The sequence below is a fragment of the Streptomyces sp. NPDC043854 genome, from assembly GCF_056436005.1.
In genome coordinates this window covers 133,681-152,331 of record NZ_JBWKDK010000001.1, presented here as the reverse complement: position 1 = coordinate 152,331, position 18,651 = coordinate 133,681, and the positions used below count along the sequence as shown (strand labels likewise).

Genomic DNA, 18,651 nt, shown 5'->3' with positions numbered 1-18,651 from the left:
TGCGTCACTTCTCCTTCGCCTCGGTGTCGAGCTGGACGGTGTGCCGGCCGCCGGTCAGCCGTAGCGAGCCTTCCTGCGGGTCGCCGGCCCGGTCGCGCCAGCTCAGCCGGACGTCGAGCAGCTGCGAGCCGTGCTCGCCGAGGCCGATGTGCACCTCGTGGCTGCGCTTGCCGGAGTGCCCGCCGCCGCCGTCGACCCGGGAGATCCGCCGGGTGCCGTCGGGCAGGGTCACCTCGACCTGGGCGTCGACCACCGGGGCGCCGTCGGGGTGGACGAGCTTGAGGGCGAGACTGCTGCGCCCGCTGGGGCTCTGGTTGCTGTAGAAGACGGGCTGGTCCCACTGGCGGGCGACCGCGAGGTCGAGCCGGCCGTCGCCGTCGGCGTCGCCGGTGGCGATGCCGCGGGTGGGGACGGGCGCGCCGAGACCGAGCTGCTGCCCGAGGTTGGTGTAGCGGCCGTTGTCGCCCTTGGCGAAGAAGTGGAGCCGCTGGTCGCCGCCGATGTCGTCGCCCTCGTTGACGTTGGGCCAGAAGAACGGGTTGGACGTCAGCGCGTCGTTGGCGGTGGCGAGTTCCTGGAGCTGGGGCCAGCGGTTGGTCTTGCCCTTGACGAATCCGGTGGCCTGGACGATCTCCAGGTCGCCGTCGTTGTCGAAGTCGCCGCTCTTGACGTCCCAGCCCCAGCCGGACCAGGCGGTGCCCAGCGGGGCACTGCGGTCGGTGTAGGGGGCGACGCCCTTCTTGAACTCGTCGCGCAGGGCCCCGCGGTCCTTCACCTCGTTGGTGAAGTGGAAGTTGGACTCCTGGATGCCGAACGACGTGGTGATGTTGCTGACGAACATGTCGTACAGCCCGTCACCGTCGAGGTCGCCGAAGTCGACGCCCATGCCCTTGAAGGAGCTGCGGCCCAGCTGCTTGGACCGGGGTGTGAGGGCGTCCCGCCGGCCGTCGACCACGGCGAACTCGATCCGGCCGGGGCGGGACTTGTTGTAGAGCAGCTTGGAGGTGCCGAAGTCGTGTGCCAGGTACAGCTCGGGAAGCAGGTCACCGTCGAGGTCGGCGGCGGAGGCGGCCAGGGTCCAGCCGTTGCGGACGCTCTCCGGGAGCGCGTCGCGGGCCTCCTCGAAGCCCTTTCCGGTGCCGCGGAAGATGAAGTCCTCGCCGCCGTTGCTCGCGTGCGACAGGGAATGGTTCATCTCCACTCCGCCGTCCTTGGTCGGGTCCAGGACGGGGCTGTCGGGGAAGTAGTTGCCGATCAGGACGTCGTCGTGGCCGTCGCCGTCGAAGTCGCCGACGGTGGCGGCGTTGGTGTTCCACTGCGGGCCGGTGTAGGTCTCCTTGCCCACTCCGGAGACCAGCTCCACCGGGTCGAAGGAGGTCGCGGCGAGCGCCGGGGCGCCCGCGCCGGGTGCGCCGGCCGTGTCCGCCTTGGCCTGGAAGATGATCGGGGTCCGGCCCCAGTAGTAGACGAGCAGGTCGGTCCGGCCGTCCTCGTTGAAGTCGCCGGGGACGCAGCCCATCGGGGCCATGGTGTCGGTCATGGGCCGGGGCGCGGGGTCGAGCGCGAACGCCCGGTAGCGGGTGTCGTTCCGGCCCGGGGTCGGGGTGACGACCACCTGGTCGATCCGCGGGTCGGTGATGCACAGGTCGTTGGGCAGTCCGTCGCCGTCGACGTCGTTCATGGCGATGGCGGCGCCGACGGAAGAAATCCACGCGTCGATTCCCTTGTACGCCTTGTTCACTTCGCGGATGGACTGGTGCCGATATCCCGCGGGCATGGCGACGGACATGGGGGTGAACGCGTAGTCCTCGGCCATGCGGGAGGATTCCGCCGCCGATGTGGTCGGTAATTGCACGGCGTAGAAGACACTCACCATGGCGGTGAGCGCGACAATTCCGGGGAGTTGGCTGCGCAGCCGGGAGCTCACTGCCATTTCGGTCTAGCGCTCCTCTCGGGAGACGAATGCGGCGGCGATGTCCTGTCGCCATTTCTCGTAGCCGGAGCCGTCCGGCGCGGCCGGGCCGGCGGGCTTGGTGGCGCGGCACAGCGCCGCGGCCTCGGCGGGGCTGATGCCGCACAGCGCGCCCACCGCGACCTCGGTCTGCGCGACCGTCAGGCCGGCCTTCTCGCGGGCCTCGGCGGCGAACGCGGCGCCCTGCCGCAGCTGCGGCAGGTACGGTCCGGCGCGCCGGGCCAGCTGGGCCAACTCGCCCTCCTCGGCACCGCAGGCGTAGGCGGCGGCCAGTCCGGTACCGCTGAACAGGTCGGCGCGGCGGCCCTCCGGGAACTTCTCGATCAGGGTGGCCGCGAGGTCCGGCTCGGTGCCCGCCACGAACCACAGGGCCCGGCCGATGCCCTGGTCGACCGCGCGCCGGGCATACTCCGGGGAGCCCCAGGACCAGGCGAACCGCGGCTCCTCGTACTGGCTGTGGACATACTTCTCGGTCTTGAAGTACGCCTGGTGGAAGCCGTATCCGTCCAGCACGAGCCAGCGGATCAGCGGGTCGGTGCGGCTCAGGTCGGGCCACAGCGGGCGCGGCAGCCGGGCCATGGCCCAGCCGATGCCGACGTAGGCCATGTAGATGTGGTCGCGGCCGTGGCCGGCCAGCAGGCCCGGCAGCCGGGTCCCCCGGCTGCCGGGCAGTGCGTCCAGCACGGTGGCGCCCATCGCGGCGCCCTCGTAGGCGAATCCGCGGAAGCGGGTGGGCAGCCGGTCGAGGCGGTCCTCAAGTTCGGCGGTGGTACGCACTTCCACGGCGTGGCCGTAGCCCTCGAGGAAGTACCGACCCACCGTCTCCAGCAGCTCCTGCGCGGCCGGGCTCTTCTTGTGGAAACCTCGGACATCAAGGCTTGTCGCAGAAATACCGGGTGTCAGAATACGGCGCCGCAGCGCACGCAGATTTGCCGACATGGAGCTCTACCACCCCTCGGATAAGGCGCACCACTCGTGCCTGCGTAACGTGCTTGCGAATCTACACATCGCGGCCGAAGCGGCGTCTACTTCATTTGTGCTCAACCGGCCATTTCCGCCAGGCGCTCGCGCACGTTCCGGCGCCACTGCTCGTACGCCGGCCGGCCCGGCCCGGCCGCCCGGTCGGCGGTGCAGTCGTCGGCGAGGGCCACGGCCTTGCCGATGTCGAGCCCGGCCAGGGCGGTCAGGGCGGTGTGGGTGTGCTCGGGCACGGTGCCGGACTGGGCGCGGGCCTTGGCGGCGAAGACGGCCCCCTGGGCCAGCTCGCCGGCGTGCTCGCCGGCCGCTCGCCGCAGCGCCTCCAGGCCCGCCGGCGGGCAGCACCCGGCGAAGGTCGCGGCGAGCCCGGCACCGCTCCACAGGTCGGCGTGCCGCTCGCTCGCGAAGCGGCCGACGGCGGCGGCCACGGCGGGCGCGTTCGCGCCGTGGATGAACCACAGGGCCCGGCCGATGCCCTGGTCCACGGCGCGCCCGAAGTAGTCCGGGTCGCCTTCCCACGGGTACGGCGGCAGACGCTTCTGTCCGTCGACGACGGCCGCGGTGTCGAAGTAGGCCCGGTCGAAGCCGTAGCCGTCGACGACCAGCCAGCTCATCTGCGGGTAGTCGGCGCCGGCCAGGTCGGGCACGGCCTTCCGCCACAGCGGGCGGGGCAGCCGGGCGAGAGCGAACCCCACGCCGATGTAGGCGAGGAAGATGTGCGGGCGGGCGGGGCCCAGCAGCAGCCGGCGGGTGCGCCCGCCGCGGCCGGGTCCCATCGCGTCCCGGACGGTGAGGGCCATCGCGGCCCCCTCGTAGGCGAAGCCGCGCAGGTCCGGCTCCATCAGCCGGATCCGGAGCTCGGTGTCCGTGTCCGCCCGGCCGGGGCCCGGTGTGCCGGGGTCGTCGACGGCCCATTCGAAACCGCACACGACCGCCTGCGGGATCGCCTCCAGCCGGTGCGTGGCCTCGTTGCGCTCGACCGGGAACCCGCGGGCGGCGAAGCCCACGTCGATGGCGGTCGGAGCCATCAGCAGCCTGCGCAGCGATCCGAGAAGGGTCGGCATGGTCGGTTGCCTCCAGTTGCTCGCCACGGTCGGGTACGGGCCCCATCGTGGAACCGGCCCTGCCGGGCGGGCATCTCTGCGCGTGCGCTTTGGGGGTGTCCGGCGGATCACGGCCGGGCCTGACGCACCGGGCGTCGGGATCGATGTGGCCCGGATGCATCGGGCTAACCCGCTGGCCACAGACCTGAAACGGTGACCCGCGAAGTCCGGGCCTAGGTGACCGGCCCGCTCCCGGCCGCTCTGCGGGCCAGCCGGCCCAGGGCGATGCGCAGGGCGTCCGCGAGGAGTTCGCCGGGCGGGACGTCGGCCAGCAGCCGGCCGTACTCGGCGGTCCGCCGCGCGGCCGGGTCGGCCTCGGCCGCCTCGATGGCTCCGACGATGTCCCGTACCTCGCGCAGGGAGTGGCCGCCGACCTCGACCAGGGCCCGGATCAGGGCGAGCCGGCGGACCTGGCCCGCGTCCTCGGCGGCCTCGTCGTCCGGGCCGGGCAGCAGCCCCTCGCAGATGTAGCGGTCGATGGTCGACACGGGAACGCCGGAAACGGCGCTGAGTGCTGAAACGCGCACGTGACGCACCTCATTTCCGCAGCGGCCCGGAGCAGCAGTGGAGCAGCGATGGAACAGCGACGATGTCCAAGGTAGCTGGCCGGAATCCGGCGGCTCGTCTTCCATGTTGCCGGGTCCTGCGAGCCCCCGCGTCAGCGCACCCAGCGCGCGGTGACCTCCTCGTTCGCGACCGGCCGCGCGCAGTCCGCGCAGGTCAGCTCGGCGTGCACGGGGCCGCCGCAGCCGATGTGCTCGGTGCGCCGCGGCGGGCCCTCCGGTCCGGCCGCATGGCGCTCGCCCCACTGCATGAGCGCCGCCACCACCGGCGTCAGGTCGCGGCCCCTCGCGGTGAGTTCGTAGCTGTGGCGGGTCGGCCGCTGCTGGTAGGCGACCCGTTCCAGGATTCCGTACGCGACCAGGTGGTTGAGGCGGTCGGTGAGGACGTTGCGGGAGATCCCGAGCTCCTCGATGAACGCGTCGAACGTGTTGATGCCGAGGAGGACATCGCGGACGATGAGCAACGTCCAGCGCTCGCCCACGACTTCGAGTGCCTGGGCGAGCGAACAGTCCTGCCCTTCATACGTGCGCCTGAGCATTCGGCCATGCTAACTCGGCACCCGGTGGCGGCAATCGGGCAATCGGAGAGAAGACGGTCCGGCGCACCGGCTGCTGAGATGACGATCCTGACACCAATCGTGGAGGTGGACGTTGACGACCGAGCTGGCGGTGGCGGGAGGGCTGCGGAGTACGGTGGCCGCCCTCAACAGCCGACTGCACCGAACCGGACTCCGGATCTTCCTGGTGATCGTCCTCGCGCACTGGGGTGAGCATGTGGCGCAGGCGGTCCAGATCTACGTCCTGGGCTGGCCGCTGCCCGAGGCCCGCGGGCTGCTCGGGGTGCCGTTCCCGTGGTTGGTCACCTCGGAGTGGATGCATTACGGCTACGCCCTGGTCATGCTCGTCGGGTTCCTGCTGCTGCGGCCCGGGTTCGACGGCCGGGCCCGCACCTGGTGGAACGTGACCCTCGCCATCCAGGTGTGGCACCACCTGGAGCATCTGCTGCTGCTCCTCCAGGCGCTCACCGGGGAGCACCTCGCCGGCAAGGCCGCGCCGACAAGCATCATCCAGCTCCTGGTGCCCCGGGTGGAACTCCACCTGTTCTACAACGCGCTGGTCACGCTGCCCATGATCGTGGCCATGGTGCTGCACAACCGCAGCGGCGGTCCGCGCTGCTCCTGCGCCGAGTGATGCGGGCGTCGACCGAACCGGCGTCGTCCGAACCGGCACCGCCCCGCCCGGTGTCCACCGCCGTGCCCGCGCCCCGCGCGCGTGCCCGGCGGCCTTCGCGTGTCACCTCCGCCGCGCTGCTCGCGGTGGCCTGCCTGTGCCTTTACGTCGGGCTGTCCAATCTGGGGCCGGCGCTGCGCGCGGCCACGGCCAGCGGGGTGGCCGGCACGTTCACGGCGGAACGGCTGGACTGTGTGCGGCATCCCGGGCACGAGACCTGCACCTGGTCCGGCCGGTTCCGGGCCGTGGACGGCCCGGGCGAGCGGCCCGGAGTCGCCCTGTACGGCAGCGGGCGCGGCGCGCTGCGGGCCGGGCAGAGCGTCCCCGCGCTGGATGTCGGCAACGCGGGGCGGGTGTACCGGCCGCAGGGGTCCCGGGAGTGGATCTTCACGCTGGTGCTGCTGGTCTCCGGTTACGGGCTGCTGGTGCAGCTCGCCCGGCGCCATCTGACGCCGCCGCGGACCGTCTGACGCCTTCGGCCGGCTCCCGCCCGCGTGGCGGGAGCCGGCCGAGGTGTGTCCGGCGCGGGCTACCCGGCGGCGGCCACGACCGCGTCCGCGGCGGTCTCCGTCCCGGTGTCGCCGTACGCTTCACGCAGCGCTCCGTGCAGGTGCTCGGCCAGCGCCGCCACGGTGGGCTTCGCCCACAGGATGGTCGGCGGCAGGTCGAGCCCGTACCGGCGGCGCAGCCGGACCCGCAGGGCGACGGTCATCACCGAGTCCACGCCGAGTTCGACGAGCGGGCGCTTGAGTTCCACGTCCGCCGCGTCGAAGTTCAGCTCGGCGGCCACCTGTTCCCGTACGTCCGCGGTGACCTGCGCCAGCTGCTCCGCGTCGTCGAGGCCCTCGGTGTCGAGGGCGAACAGCTGGCCGCCCGCCGCTTCCGCGTGCTGGTCGGAGGCGGCCAGCTCCCGGAACATCGGCAGCCGCGGTGCGTGCGGCGGCATCGGCAGCACCCGCAGTACGGCCTGGTAGTCGGACCGGAAGCGGTCGCCGAAGGCCCAGGCGGCGAATGCCTCGGACACCGATACGGCCTCCAGGCCGCGCGAGTTGGCCTCCAGCATGGTGGTCGCGATGTCGGAGGACAGGCCGAGACCGCGCCAGGCCGTCCAGCCGAGGCTGACCGTCTCGGTGTGCCCACCGGAGTTGCGGTGTGCGGCCAGTGCGTCGAGGAAGGAGTTCGCCGCCGCGTAGCCGGCCTGCCCGGACAGCCGCGCGAACTGCCCGCACGACGAGAACAGCACGAAGAAGTCGAGGCTGCCGGGCGGGAAGAGCCGGTGCAGCACCAGCGTGCCGCCGACCTTCGGCGCGAGCACCTCGCGCAGTCCGTCCGGCTCGACCTTGTCGACGAGCGCGTTGTTGACCACGCCGGCGGCGTGCACGATGCCGCGTACGGGCGGCAGCCCGAGCGCGCCGGGGGCCAGGGCTGCGGCGACCTGTTCGGCGTCGGTGATGTCGAGGGCGAGCACCCCGACGGTGACGCCGAGGGCCTCCAGCGCGAGCACGCTGTCGATCTGGCGCCGGACCTCGGGGTCGGACACGGCCGGCCAGTCGCCGCGTGGCGGCAGCCCGCGCCGGCCGACCAGCAGCAGCCGGCGGGCGCCCCGGCCGACCAGCCAGCGGGCGACCTCCAGGCCGAGCGCGCCCAGGCCGCCGGTGATCAGTACGGTGCCGGCCGGCGAGCACTGCAGCGGCGTGCCGTCCGCGGTGCGTTCGATCCGGCTCAGTCGCGCGCCCTCGGCGCCCGCCTCGGTGAGGGAGATGACGTCCTCCTGGCCGGCGGCGGTGCGCAGCAGGGTGAGCAGCCGTTCTCCGGTGTCCGGTGCCAGGGCGTCGATGTCGACGGCCCCGCCCCAGAGTTCGGGGTGGTCGCCGGCGATGATGCGGGACACTCCCCAGAGCGGGCCGTGGGCGACGCTCCGTTCGTCAGCCGCGGCACGGACTCCGCTGGTCAGGCACCACACCCGGTGGGGTGCGAGCGGTGACGTGGCGTGCGCGCGTACCTCGGCGACCCGCTGTACGGCGCGGATCAGCGACCAGGTGATCCGCTCGGTGGCGGTCTCCAGCGGTTCGTCGTGCGGCGGGAGGCCGGGGACCACGAGGACCGCGCCGGGACGGGCGAACAGCTCGGGCCGCAGGTCGAGTTCGGGGCCGGTGCCGAGTATCTCGGCGGGGGTGCCGGCCGCCTCGAACTGCTGGGCCAGCCGGGCGGTCTGACAGGGGTCGCCGACCAGCAGCACCCGCTCCACGGCGGTGTCCCCGTCGTCCGGTCCGGCGGCTGCCCGGGCCGCAGACCCGGTGGGCAGCGGGCGCCAGACGACCTCGTGGACCAGGTCGCGGGGCAGGACGGCGGTCCCGAGGTGTTCCACGGCGGCGAACCGCAGCCCGGTGACCTCGCAGACGGTGTCGCCGTGTTCGTCGGCGACGCGGACGTCGACGGTGTCGTGCGGGGAGCGGGGCGAGCGGGTGGCGTGGACGAGGATCCGGGCGGGCGGTTCGCCGTGCCAGATGACCTTGTCGATGGACCGGGACATCCACAGCACGGTGGCGTCGCCGGGCGACACGACCATGGCGCTGATGGTGAGGGCGCCGTCGATCACGTGTGCCCAGCTGCTCGCCCGGGCCGCGCCGCGTTCGATCACCAGGTCGGCGAGCTGTTCCTCGTCGTCGTGGCGCAGTTCGGCCAGGTCCCAGGGGAAGGCGTAGCCCTCGACTCCCATCCGGGCGAACATCTCGTCGGCCTTGGTGAGGGAGCCGTGCGGCAGCCGGGTCCGCAGGGCGTCGAGGTCGAGACGGCCGGCCGGCGGCTCCAGCCCCGGCGCGTGGTTCGCCGTGGAGTGGGTGATCCATTCCTCGCCGTCGCCGTCGCTGTCGTCCGCGCCGGGGTCGTCGGCGAGCCGGGTGGCCAGCGACAGCTGCCTGCCTTCTCGTACGACCTGCACCACGCGGGGCGGTTCGACGGCCAGCGGGGTGCGGAGCACGATGTCGGTGAGCGCGCCGGGCCCGTCCGCCTGGGCGGCGGCCACAAAGGTGTTGATGATGGAGGCGGCGGGGGTGACCTCGACGCCGACCAGGCCGTGGCTCTGCGGGTAGGGGCGGGTGTCCAGGTCGAGGCGGGTCTGCCAGACCTGTCGGGCGGGCGAACCGCTGACGGTCATCCGGCCGCCGAGCAGGGTGTGGCTGTGCGGGTCGTGGCCGCTGCCCAGGCCGGTGTCGGCCGCGGTGCCGGGGAAGATCCAGTACGGCCGGTGCTGCCACACGGCGGCGGGCAGCGGGAGCAGCTCGCCGGTGCCGTGGTCGGGGCGGAAGTCGACGGCCGCGCCGGCGCAGTGCAGTGCGGCGAGGTTGCCCAGCAGGGTGGCGGTCTCGTCGGTGTCCCGGCGGAGGGTGGCGGCCACCGTCGCGTCCTCGATGCCGAGGTACAGCAGGGTCTCGCGGATGGAGTGGGCCACGACCGGGTGCGAGGAGATCTCCAGGAACCGCCGGTGGCCGTCGGCCACGGCGGCCTGCACCGCCTCGGTGAAGCGGACCGGACGGCACAGGTTCGCCACCCAGTAGCCGCCGTCCCGGGGGGCCGTCGAGCGCGGGTCGGCCAGGGCGGTGGTGTAGAGCGGGATCGCCGGGGGCCGCCGATCGAGCCGGCCGGCGGCGGCCTCGACCTCGGCGGCGACCTCGTCCACATGGGCGCTGTGGAAGGCGATGTCGGAGTCCACCGGCCGGATCCAGATGCCCGATTCGGCCCAGGCCCGGCTGATCCGCTCGACCGCGTCCCGGTCGCCGGAGACGACGGTGGCCCGCGGGTCGGCGGAGATCGCGGCGGTGACTCCGGCCAGCCCGGCGAGGCGCTGCTCGGCCTCGGTGAACGGCAGGCCGGCCATGGCCATGGCGCCCCGGCCCTCCAGTCGCTGGAGAGCGGCGGCCCGGCGGCAGGCGAAGCGGGCGGCCTCGGTTCGATCGAGGGCGCCGGCGGTGACGGCGGCGGCGATCTCGCCGACGGAGTGGCCGATGACCGCACCGGGGGTCAGGCCGCGGCTGTGCCAGACGTCGGCGAGGCCGATCTGGACGGCGAAGGTGAGGGCCTGGATGTGGGCGGCGGTCCAGGGGCCGCCCTCGGTGAGGGCCTCGCGCGGGGTCCAGCCGAGCTCGGCGCGGAACACTTCGGCGAGACCGTCGACGGCGGCGGCGAAGACGGGCTCCTCGGCGAGCAGCCCGCGTCCCATGCCGGACCACTGGGCGCCGTGTCCGGAGAACACCCAGACGACGTCGCCCGCGCTGCCGGGTGTGGTGCGGCCGGTGGCGATGCCGGTGCCGGTGCGGCCCTCGGCGAGGTCGCGGAGCCGCTCGGTGAGCTGCTCGGCGGAGTCCGCGACCACGGCGGCCCGGTGGGCCAGGTGGGAGCGGCGCACGGCCAGGGTGTGGCCCACGGAGGCGAGGTCCGTGCCGGGGTGTGCGGCCAGCCAGTCGGCCACCGCGCCGGCCAGCGCACGGGTGCCGGCCTCGGTGGCGGAGGAGAGCGGGTGGACGGTCGCCCGCCGGGCCGGGCGGGCTCCGGTCGCCGGCGCCGCGTCCTCGGCGGCGGGGGCGGGGACGGGCGGCTCCTCCAGGATGACGTGGGCGATGGTGCCGCCGACTCCGTAACTGGACACGCCGGCCCGGCGGATCCGGTCGTCGGCCGCGGGCCACGGCTTGAGCTCGTCGACCAGGCGCAGCCCGCAGGTGTCCCAGTCGACGGCGGGGTGGGGTTCGCGGTGCAGGCTGGGCGGCAGCTGTCCGTGGCGCAGCGCCAGAACGGTCTTGATCACCCCGGTGATGCCCGAACCGCCTTCCACATGGCCGACGTTGGGCTTGACCGAGCCGATCAGGCAGGGGTCCTCCGCGGACCGGTCGGCGCCGAACACGGCGGCCAGGGCGGCGATTTCCTCGCCGTCCCCGGTGGGTGTGCCGGTGCCGTGGGCCTCCACGTAGTCCACTCCGGCCGGGGCGATGCCGGCCCGCCGGTAGATCTGCCGCAGCATGTGTTCCTGGGCGTCGCGGTTGGGCGCCATCATGCCGTCGGAACGGCCGTCCTGGTAGACGCCGCTGCCGCGGACGACGGCCTGTACGGGGTCGTTGTCGCGCAGCGCCTCGGACAGCCGCTTGAGGACGATCACTCCGGCGCCCTCGCCGCGTCCGTAGCCGTCGGCGTCCTTGTCGAACGCCTTGCTGCGGCCGTCGGGCGACATGGCCCCGGCGCCGTCCAGGGCGACGTTGAGGGCCGGAGTGGCCATGATGTTCAGGCCGCCGACCACGGCCAGCGGGGCCTCGCCCGACAGCAGTGCCTGGCAGGCCAGGTTGAGCGCGGTGAGCGACCCCGCGCAGGCAGTGTCGACGGCCATGCTCGGGCCGCGCAGGTCCAGGAAGTACGACACCCGGTTGGCTATCCCGTAGAAGGTGGTGCCGTTGACGGCGTAGGCGCCGGTCCGGGGGATGTCCTCCAGGAGCCGGCGCCCGTAGTCGTTGGAGTTCGCGGCGACGTACACGCCGGTGTCGCTGCCGCGCAGCGCGAGCGGCGGCAGGCCCGCGTCGGCGAGCGCCTCCCAGGTCAGTTCGAGCATGAACCGCTGCTGGGGGTCGAGGAAGTCGGCCTCGCGGGGCGAGATCCCGAAGAACTCGGCCTCGAATCCCTCTATGTCGTCGAGGAAAGCGCCCTTGAGAATGGTCTGGCGCATGATGGCGGTCGCCTGCGGGCTGCCCGACGCGTATGGCTTCCAGCGCTTCTCCGGCATGTCGCCGACCGTGCTCTTGCCGTTGGCGAGAAACTCCCAGAACTTCTCGGGCGAGGTGAGATCCGGGGCGAACCTGCAACTCATTCCAATGATGGCAATCGCTTCGTCCGATGGTGCCTTTTTCGTCAAGTCCTCGCTCCTGTTCAGATCTCCGAACCAGAATCGGGAAGAGCTCGTGCGAGGGCGCGCCCGCCCCACTGAGGCAAAGGCTGTGCCCGCCGGGGATGTCCTGACAACTTCTGACGTGCGGCGTGCGCGGGGCTCCATGAGGGGGACGGAATACCGCAATTGACGAGTCGACTGGGCCACCGGATATCCCTAGGCTGCGCGGCACGCACGCCTTCCGTCGCGTTCCGTCCGTCGAGTTCAGGAGCACGCCATGTCCGAGACTGCGGTGAAGCCTTCCCGTTCCGGGGCCGTTCCGTGGCCCGCCGAGGTCGCCGCCCGCTATGCCGCCGAGGGCTACTGGGAAGGGCTTTCGCTGGGCGCGCACCTGGCGGCGACCGCCCGCCGGACACCGGACGCCATCGCCCTGGTCGACGGGCCGTTACGGATCTCCTTCCGCGAGCTGATGGCGCGCGCCGACGGGGCCGCGGGCCGGATGCGCGGCTTGGGCATCGGCGCCGACGACCGGGTGGTCATCCAGCTGCCCAACTGCTGGGAGCATGTGGTGATGACGGTGGCGTGCCTGCGGCTGGGCGCGCTGCCGGTGTGGGCGCTGCCGCAGCACCGGCACCACGAGATGTCCGGAGTGGTCGCCCACGCGCAGGCCAGGGCGCTCGTGGTGCCCCGGGTGCTCAAGGGCTTCGACCACGAGGCGATGGCGCACGAGATCGTCGCGGCGGTCCCGGCGGCCCGGCACGTCATCGTGGCGGGAGACCCGGCCGACGGCGACGGGGCGGAGCGGCCGGGCAGGCCGGGCAGCCTGTCGCTCACCGAGCTCTGCGCCCCGGCCGACGATCCGGCGCGAGCCGCCGAGGAATGCGACAAGGCGGCCCCGGGCGGCGACGACATCGCCATGTTCCTGCTGTCCGGCGGCACCACGGGAGTGCCCAAGCTGGCCGCGCGGACCCACAACGACTTCGCGTACGTGATCAAACGGGCCGGTGAGATCTGCGCGTTCGGCCCGGACACCGTCTACCTCGCCGTGCTCCCGCTGGGCCACGGCTTTGTGTACGGCGGGCCCGGCGTGCTCGGCGCGCTGCTGGCGGGGGGCCGGGTGGTGATCGGCTCCTCGCCGGCCCCGGAGGTCGCGTTCGAACTGATCGAGCGCGAGCGGGTCACCGCCACATCGGTGGTCCCGCCGGTGATCGGCCGCTGGCTGGACCACCGCGCGGAGCACCTGGACGCCGGCCTCGCCTCGCTGCGGCTGGTCCAGGTCGGCGCGGCCCGGCTGACGCCGGAGCTGGCGGCACGGATCCGCCCCGAGCTGGGCTGTGCCCTCCAGCAGGTGTTCGGCATGGCCGAGGGACTGCTCTGCCTGACCCGGCTGGACGACCCGGACGAGGTGGTCCACCACACCCAGGGGCGGCCGATCTCCCCCGCCGACGAGATCCGGGTGGTGGGACCCGACGGGGAGCCGGTGCCGGCCGGCGAGCCCGGGCTCCTGCTGACCCGCGGCCCCTACACGCCGCGCGGCTACTACGACTCGCCGGCCGTGGACGCGCGGGCGTTCACCACGGACGGCTGGTACCGCACGGGCGACGTGGTGCGCCGGACACCGGACGGCAACCTGGTGGTGACCGGCCGGGAGAAGGACGTCATCAACCGGGGCGGGGAGAAGATCTACGCGGAGGAGGTCGAGGAGTTCGCCCTCCGGGTGGCCGGAGTCGCCGAGGCCGCGGCCGTGGCCCTGCCCGACCCCGAACTCGGCGAGCGCATCTGCCTGTTCGTCGTCCCGGACCCGGCCGCGGCCGGCCGGCCGGTGAACCTCGGCGACGTACGGGCCGTGATGAGGGCCGCCGACGTGGCGTCCTTCAAGGTGCCCGAACGGCTGCACACCCTGCCGTCCCTGCCGCGCACCCCGCTCGGCAAGGTCGACAAGAAGCGGCTGCGGGCCGACGCGGTCCGGTTGTCGGCCGCGCCGGCCGGGTCCGCCGCGACGGCCGCGGCGGACCCGGCCGGCCACTGAGCGAACGCGCCGAAAGGGACGCCCCCATGGAGATCGCCGCCCCGGTTCCCCCGCTGTCGTCCCACGCGGTGCTGCTGTTCCTCGCCTCGGTCACCGCGCTGCTGGCCACGGCCCGGCTGCTGGGCGCGCTCGCCCAGCGGGCCGGGCTGCCCGCCCTCACCGGCGAGCTGACCGCCGGTGTGCTGCTCGGCCCGAGCGTGCTGGGCGGGGTGGCGCCGGGCGTGGCGGCGGCCGTCCTGCCCGGCCCGGCCGGGCAGCTGGCGCTGCTCGACGCGGTGGGCCAGCTCGCGGTGCTGCTGCTGGTGGGCGTCACCGGTACGCACCTGGACCTGCGGGTGCTGCGCTCACGGGCCCGGGCCGCGGTCCTGGTCAGCCTGTGCGGGCTGGTGGTTCCGCTGGCACTGGGCGTGGCCACCGGACTGGTGCTGCCGGACGGGCTGGCCGGACCGCAGGCCGACCGGTGGCTGTTCGCGGTGTTCATGGGGGTGGCCATGTGCGTGACGGCGATCCCGGTCATCGCCAAGACCCTGTCGGACCTGCGGCTGGCCCACCGTACGGTCGGGCAGCTGATCCTGTGCGCGGGCCTGGTCGACGACGCCGTGGGCTGGCTGCTGCTGTCCGTGGTGGCGGCCGGGGCCACGGCCGGACTGACCCTGTCCGGGGTCGCGGTTCCGGTGCTGCTGCTGGCCGGGTTCGTGGCCGTGGCCGCGACCGCGGGGCGGGTGCTGGTACGCCGGCTGATGGAGCGGGCGGCACGCCACCCGGAGCCGGGGCCGGCCGTGGCCACCGCGGTCGTGCTGGTCCTCGGCGCCGGCACGCTCACCCACGCCATGGGCATGGAGCCGCTGCTGGGTGCCTTCGCGGCCGGACTGCTCATCGCCGGGGCCCCGGCCGCCCAGCCGAAGCTGGCGCCGCTGCGCACGGTCGTGCTGTCGGTGCTGGCCCCGCTGTTCCTCGCCACCGCGGGACTGCGGATGGACCTGAGGGAGCTGGCCGACCCGGCCACCGCCCTGGCCGCCGCCGCGCTGCTCGCGGTCGCGGTCCTCGGCAAGTTCGCGGGGGCGTACCTGGGGGCCCGGCTGGGCGGGCTGAGCCGCTGGGAGGGCCTGGCGCTGGGGTCCGGGATGAACTCGCGCGGGGTGGTGGAGGTGGTCATCGCCATGGTCGGGCTGCGCCTGGGGGTGCTCGGCGAGGCCGCGTACACGGCGGTCGTCCTGGTGGCGATCGCCACCTCGCTGATGGCGCCGCCGCTGCTGCGGCTGACCATGGCGCGGGTCGCCCGTACCGAGGAGGAGCAACTGCGGCTGCTCGACCACGAGTCGTGGCAGGGACGCGGACCGGACGGCAGCGCGGTGCCCGGCGGCCCGGGCAGCGCGCGCTGACCGGAGCGGGTCCCGGCCCGGACAACGCACGCCCGCCCGGTCCCGCGGACGCCAGCGCACGTCAGGAGATGCCCGTGCCTCCGGGCGGCGCCGATAATCACAGCGGAGCGCGGACGCCCCGACGGGGGCGCGACCCGCGCGCGGCCCGCGACGGGCCCCGCGTTGCGCCCGCCGCCCGGCCGGCACGGCGATGAGTACCCGCCGGCTGCTCCGCCGGATGCGCCGCGCCCGAGCACCTCTCGCACTCACCCGCGTCACGCGACTCGAGGAGGACTTCCGTGGCACGTCCAGTCCAGAAGATCGTGATAGTCGGCGGCGGTACGGCCGGCTGGCTCTCCGCGGCCTACCTCAATCGCGCGTTCGGCAGCAAGGTCGAGATCACCCTCGTCGAGTCGGCCCGGATCGGCCGGATCGGGGTCGGTGAGGCCACCGTGCCGACCCTGCGCACCACCCTGGCCTTCCTCGGCATGAAGGAAGAGGACTGGATGCCGCGGACCAACGCGTCGTTCAAGTCCGCGGTCCGGTTCAACGACTGGCGCACCCCCCACCCCGGCACCGACCGGCACACCTACTACCACCCGTTCTTCACCGTGCCCGAGCCGCCGGTGCCCAGCTACGAGCGGCCGTTCCACAAGCGGTTCGGGCGGGGCGTGTCCCTGGCCCACTTCTGGACCAAGCTGCGACTGGCCGGCGACTCCCGGGTGCGGGAGACCTTCGGTGACGCCGGCATGGCGCTCCAGCACCTGTGCGAGCTGAACAAGGCCCCGAAGCCGCTGCCCGGATCGGGCGCCCCGGACCCCGGGTTCCGCTACGCCTACCACTTCGACGCCGCCCTGATGGCCGAGTACCTCCGGGACCTGGCCACCGAACGCGGCGTACGGCACGTGGTCGCCGATGTCACCCGGGTCACTCGCGACGGGCGCGGCCACATCGACAAGGTGATCACCGAAACCGGCGCCGAGCTCACCGGCGACCTGTTCCTGGACTGCTCAGGCTTCCGCGGCCTGCTGATCAACCAGACCCTGGAGGAGCCGTTCATCAGCGCGCAGGACTGGCTGCTGTGCGACTCCGCCATCGCTCTCCCGGCCGATCACCACCCCGACGGCATCCGCCCGTACACCGTCGCCAACGCCCGTCCGAACGGCTGGATCTGGGAGATCCCGCTCTTCCACCGCGAGGGCACCGGTTATGTGTATTCGAGCCGGACGACGACTCCGGACCAGGCCGAGCAGGACCTCCGCGACTTCCTGGGCCCGCGCGCCCATGACGTACCGGGCAATCACATCCGGATGCGGGTGGGCCACAACCGGCGCTCGTGGGTCGGCAACTGCATTGCGATCGGACTGTCGAGCTGTTTCGTGGAGCCGCTGGAGTCCACCACGATCGCCCTGATCGAATATCAGCTGGCGCTGCTGGTCCTGCATTTCCCGGATTCGGAGCTCGACGAGCGCCGGCAGGCCCGCTACAACGAGCTGATGGTGAACGCGTTCGAGGATCTGCGCGACTTCATCGTCATGCACTACGCCCTCACCGACCGCACGGACACCGAATTCTGGCGCGCGGTACGGGAGAACCCGATTCCCGACAGCCTCGCGGAGAAACTCACCGAGTACGCGGAGAGCGTCATCATTCCCGACGGCAGTCAGCTCCGACTCTTCGAGACGCGGAGCCTGTGGGCGATCCTGTCGGGAATGGACTTCCCGTTCACCAAGGCGCCGCCTTCGGTGGAGCTGATGAGCGACGACGCCGCCTGGCAGGCGTTCGAGCAGATCGACAAGGAGCGCGAGATCTACGCCGCCGCGCTGCCCGACAACCGCACCTACCTGAAGGCCATCCACGCCGGCCGGGCCGACTCGGCCTAGCCGCCGACGCCAGACGTACGAAAGCCCCCGGCGCCCGTCTCGGACGGGTGCCGGGGGCTTTGCCGTACCGGGTACCGGCTCAGCGCACTCGGGCCGGCTTGATCCGGGAGCGCAGGGTGAGGGCGGCCACCACCATGCCGAGGGCGACGAACACCGCGCAGGTGGTGAACGCCGCCTGAAGGCCCTCGGTCAGTCCGGCCGGACCCGGCTCAGGACCGCTGAACGTCGCCGTCATCGTGGTGACCACGGCCACGCCCAGCGCCCCGCCGATCTGCAGGGCGGCGACGATGAGCCCGGAGGCGACGCCGCTGGACCGCTCCGGTACGCCCGACAGCGCGGCGACCGACGCAGCGGCGGTGCCCGCGCCGAGCGCCGGCCCGAAGACGACCAGCCCCCACAGCACATCGCGGAGGTAACTGCCGTCCGCCGGAACCCGGGCCAGCAGCAGGCACCCGGCGCACAGCAGCACCAGGCACACGCCGACGACGGGCCGGAAGCCTATCCGGGTGACGACGCGCTGACCGGCGTAGGCCCCGACGAACGCCAGGAAGGACATCACCGACTGGAGCGCGCCGAACTCCATCGGCCCGTGGCCGAGCACGGCCTGGCCGTACACGGCGACACTGACCGACAGCGAGAAGGTCGCCATGCCCATGCAGAGCGTGACCAGGTTGCCGCCGGCCAGGGTGGAGCGCCGCAGCAGGGCCGGTGGCAGCAGGGGCGCCGCCGAGCGCCGTTCGACGGCCGCGAAGACCCCGGCGAGCAGGACCGCCGCGGCCAGCGGAAGCAGGGTCTGTCCGCTGGTCCAGCCCGATCCGGCGGCCCGGCTGACCGCGAGGATGACCAGCACCAGGGCGGCCGTACTGGTCAGCGCGCCGAGGACGCCGTACGGGCCGTGCTGCCCGGCGGCCTTGCTCTCACCGATCAGGACCGGCGTGAGCAGGAGCACGATCAGCGCCACCGGCACATTGATGAAGAACACCCACTGCCAGCCGGCCACTTCGGTGAACAGGCCGCCCAGCAGCAGCCCGACGGTGGCACCGATGCCCCCGATGCCCGCCCAGCCGGCCAGGGCGGTGTTGCGGTGCCTGCCCTCCGGGAAGGTGTTCAGCAGGATCGACAGGGCGGTGGGTACCATCAGCGCCGCCGCCACCCCGCCGACCGCGCGGGCCGCGATGACCACCCCGCCGGTCCAGGCCAGTCCGCTGGCCGCCGAGCTGAGGAGGAACAGCGTGGTGCCGGCCATGAACACCCGGCGGCGGCCGAGCCGGTCGGCGGCGCGTCCGCCGAGCAGCAGCAGGCCGCCGAAGGTGAGCAGCTTGGCGGTGAGCACCCACTGCGCGTCCACCGGGGCCATGCCGAGCTCGTTGGTCAGCTGGGGGAGGGCCAGGATCACACTCTGCGAGTCCAGCAGCACGACGAAGTTGGCGGCGCACAGCAGGACCAGCGCCGCCCAGCGCCGGCGCGGGACGGGGCCGGCCGGCGGGGCCGGTACGGGGGCCGGCCGTACGCCGGTCATCTCAGCTCCTCCGAGCGCGGCGCGGGGACCCGGGGTGCGGCCGGCGCGGCAGGCGCGGCAGGCGCGGCAGGCGCGGCAGGCGCGGCAGGCGCGGCAGGCGCGGCAGGCGCGGCAGGCGCGGCAGGCGCGGCAGGCGCGGCAGGCGCG

General features: G+C 73.3%; 12 protein-coding genes. 5 read left to right on the top strand and 7 right to left on the bottom strand.

The features are described from left to right. Positions 1–4: 4 nt before the first annotated feature. The 5 genes from AC068A_RS00675 to AC068A_RS00655 form a co-directional block, all read right to left on the bottom strand. Positions 5–1,933, bottom strand: a complete 1,929-nt coding sequence (locus AC068A_RS00675) for a CRTAC1 family protein (protein ID WP_478578718.1) — start codon at positions 1,931–1,933, stop codon at positions 5–7. Between the two features lie 6 nt (positions 1,934–1,939). Next, entirely contained in the window at positions 1,940–2,911 is a 972-nt protein-coding gene (locus AC068A_RS00670) for a DUF1702 family protein (RefSeq protein WP_478578715.1), read from the bottom strand. 101 nt (positions 2,912–3,012) lie between these two features. Further along, positions 3,013–4,014 carry a DUF1702 family protein gene (locus AC068A_RS00665; protein WP_478578712.1) on the bottom strand — a complete coding sequence of 334 codons (1,002 nt, stop codon included), beginning with the start codon at positions 4,012–4,014 and terminating at the stop codon, positions 3,013–3,015. 212 nt (positions 4,015–4,226) lie between these two features. Then, complete coding sequence (locus tag AC068A_RS00660) at positions 4,227–4,580, bottom strand: MerR family transcriptional regulator (RefSeq protein ID WP_478578710.1); 354 nt, start codon at positions 4,578–4,580, stop codon at positions 4,227–4,229. Between the two features lie 131 nt (positions 4,581–4,711). Further along, on the bottom strand, positions 4,712–5,155 hold the full coding sequence (locus AC068A_RS00655) for a winged helix-turn-helix transcriptional regulator (protein ID WP_478578707.1): 444 nt from the start codon (positions 5,153–5,155) through the stop codon (positions 4,712–4,714). A 112-nt stretch (positions 5,156–5,267) separates the two neighbouring features. Between AC068A_RS00655 and AC068A_RS00650 the strand changes: the two genes are divergently transcribed. Both AC068A_RS00650 and AC068A_RS00645 read left to right on the top strand, forming a co-directional pair. After that, positions 5,268–5,807: a hypothetical protein gene (locus tag AC068A_RS00650; protein WP_478578704.1), complete on the top strand. Its 540-nt coding sequence runs from the start codon at positions 5,268–5,270 to the stop codon at positions 5,805–5,807. Between the two features lie 50 nt (positions 5,808–5,857). After that, a complete protein-coding gene (locus AC068A_RS00645; RefSeq protein WP_478578702.1) occupies positions 5,858–6,316 on the top strand; it encodes a hypothetical protein in 459 nt (152 codons plus the stop codon). Positions 6,317–6,375: 59 nt separating this feature from the next. Here AC068A_RS00645 and AC068A_RS00640 read toward each other — a convergent pair whose 3' ends face one another. Continuing rightward, the gene (locus AC068A_RS00640) at positions 6,376–11,877 is read right to left on the bottom strand and encodes a type I polyketide synthase (protein WP_478578700.1); all 5,502 of its coding nucleotides are present in this window, start codon (positions 11,875–11,877) and stop codon (positions 6,376–6,378) included. 112 nt (positions 11,878–11,989) lie between these two features. Between AC068A_RS00640 and AC068A_RS00635 the strand changes: the two genes are divergently transcribed. The 3 genes from AC068A_RS00635 to AC068A_RS00625 all read left to right on the top strand — a co-directional run bounded on the left by AC068A_RS00635 (position 11,990) and on the right by AC068A_RS00625 (position 16,985). Next, positions 11,990–13,741 (top strand): (2,3-dihydroxybenzoyl)adenylate synthase, encoded by a 1,752-nt coding sequence (locus AC068A_RS00635; protein WP_478578698.1) that lies wholly within the window; start codon positions 11,990–11,992, stop codon positions 13,739–13,741. Positions 13,742–13,767: 26 nt separating this feature from the next. Continuing rightward, complete coding sequence (locus AC068A_RS00630; protein WP_478578695.1) at positions 13,768–15,123, top strand: cation:proton antiporter; 1,356 nt, start codon at positions 13,768–13,770, stop codon at positions 15,121–15,123. A 278-nt stretch (positions 15,124–15,401) separates the two neighbouring features. After that, positions 15,402–16,985, top strand: a complete 1,584-nt coding sequence (locus AC068A_RS00625) for a tryptophan halogenase family protein (protein ID WP_478578692.1) — start codon at positions 15,402–15,404, stop codon at positions 16,983–16,985. Between the two features lie 79 nt (positions 16,986–17,064). Here the strand turns inward: AC068A_RS00625 and AC068A_RS00620 are convergent, their stop codons facing one another. After that, positions 17,065–18,504, bottom strand: a complete 1,440-nt coding sequence (locus AC068A_RS00620) for an MFS transporter (protein ID WP_478578690.1) — start codon at positions 18,502–18,504, stop codon at positions 17,065–17,067. Positions 18,505–18,651 lie beyond the last annotated feature (147 nt).